Annotated in this window: 3 protein-coding genes; all 3 read right to left on the bottom strand. The window is 61.7% G+C overall.

What is annotated here, in order from left to right; all coding sequences use genetic code 11:
• Positions 1 to 29: 29 nt before the first annotated feature.
• Positions 30 to 206, bottom strand: coding sequence for a hypothetical protein (locus VGY55_00235; GenBank protein ID HEV2968381.1), 177 nt, complete (start codon positions 204 to 206; stop codon positions 30 to 32).
• A 492-nt stretch (positions 207 to 698) separates the two neighbouring features.
• Complete coding sequence (locus VGY55_00230; GenBank protein HEV2968380.1) at positions 699 to 1,223, bottom strand: LysR family transcriptional regulator; 525 nt, start codon at positions 1,221 to 1,223, stop codon at positions 699 to 701.
• Between the two features lie 53 nt (positions 1,224 to 1,276).
• Positions 1,277 to 1,693, bottom strand: a 417-nt coding sequence (locus VGY55_00225; GenBank protein ID HEV2968379.1) for an efflux RND transporter permease subunit, incomplete at its 5' end; no start/stop codon positions are given.

Below are 1,693 nucleotides of genomic sequence, written 5' to 3'. Positions count from 1 at the left end.
TAGCCGGGTGGCTTGGCCGGACTCACGACTCAGAACGGTGCCCACGGTACGTCGTTGGCTTTGCTCGGCGGCCAAGTCCGCCAATCGCTCGGATCATAGGTCGAGTGGCAAGTTGCCGGATGCGCGCGATGAAACTGGGTTCGCCCCAACGCGGGTGTCGCTGCCAACGCCAACACGATGGATAATCCCACCACTGCCTTGTTCATGTCATGCTCCTTATCGAACGCGGCGACCTGGTCGGTTCGCACGCTTGCGGCTAATGTACGTGCCTGCTTGAAAGAAGAATTGCCGCCATTTGCGCCGATTTGGACGATCTTGTGCCAAGTTTCGAAGTGAAAGCTCCGCCGAGCACCGACTCGCTCGTGTGAAGAAAGACGGCAGGTTTGTTGAAACTCCGCGACGGCGTCGGTCGGGCGCAAGCCTGACATTGCCGAATTGGGGGAAGGTTGGCTCGGACCGCAATTGCGATCCAGTAGTTCTGACTTTCCCAAGTGTCCAGACCCGGCGGACGAATCGTGCGATCACAGAAATGTTTGGTTAATTCGAACTGAGCTCCGGCGGAAGAGCGAATCCGCGACTTGGCTAGTCGGCGACTCTCATCCCACATGGCTGTACTTTCTAATCCGGGAGCTTGCCAAGCTTCGCGCTGACGATTTCTTTGCTGGAGTCGCGGATGTTTGTCGGCCACCACGCATCAATCATCCTGAAACACGAAGCTCGCCCGAAGGCCGCCGATCGAGCGCAATGAGATTAGTTGGCACCCAGCTGCCCAGGGTTGGATTGCTGATTAGCCGCCTCGCCAGAAAATCGAGGAAGGCCCGTACCTTCACGGAGAGATGCCGGCTCGCCGGATGATCGAAAGACACATCCGGATAGGCCGCGCTGAATTCGGCGATCAGCGGCGCCAGCACCCGGGCGAGGCCCTCGGACGTGTTCACCCGCAACAATCCGCGCGCGCTCTTCTGCAAGGTGGCTGCGGAGCGTTCGGCCTCTTCGAGTTGCGCCAGGATATGCGAACTGTGCTCGTAAAAATCCCGTCCCACTTCGGTGAGGTTGAGCTTGCGCGTGGTGCGATTAAGCAGCTGGACGCCGAGATGGTCTTCGAGGGATTGGACATGATGGGTGACGCTCGCGGGGGACGCGGAGAGGCGCTTGGCGGCCGCTGCGAAGCTGCCGCTGTCGACGACCTGAACGAACGCGTGCATGCTGGCGAGGCGATCCATCGTATCCTCCAAGGCTCTACAAAACCAACCGCTCGTACAAAGACGCCCAGCCTTCATTCCGCCGGACTTGCCAGCGCCGCCGCGGGCGTTGGCCTGCGTCCGCGGGTCGCGAGCCAGCGACAAATCACGTAGAAGGCCGGCGTGAAGATCAAGCCGAACGTGGTGACGCCGATCATGCCGGCGAACACCGCGGTTCCGAGTGCCTGCCGCAATTCGGCGCCGGCGCCGGTCGCCCAGGCGAGCGGCACTACGCCGAAGATGAAGGCGAGCGAGGTCATCAGGATCGGACGCAGGCGCAGCCGTGCGGCCTCGGCCGCCGCGGCAAACCGGTCGCGGCCCTGGTCCTCGAGCTGCTTGGCAAACTCGACGATCAGAATCGCATTCTTCGCCGCGAGACCGATCAGCACGACGAAGCCGACCTGGGTGAGGATGTTGTTGTCTTGCCCGCGCAGGAGCACCCCGGTGATCGA

Source organism: Pirellulales bacterium (assembly GCA_035939775.1).
Lineage (GTDB): Bacteria > Planctomycetota > Planctomycetia > Pirellulales > DATAWG01 > DASZFO01.
Note: the sequence above shows the minus strand (reverse complement) of the source record. Positions and strands in the feature narration are given on the sequence as shown.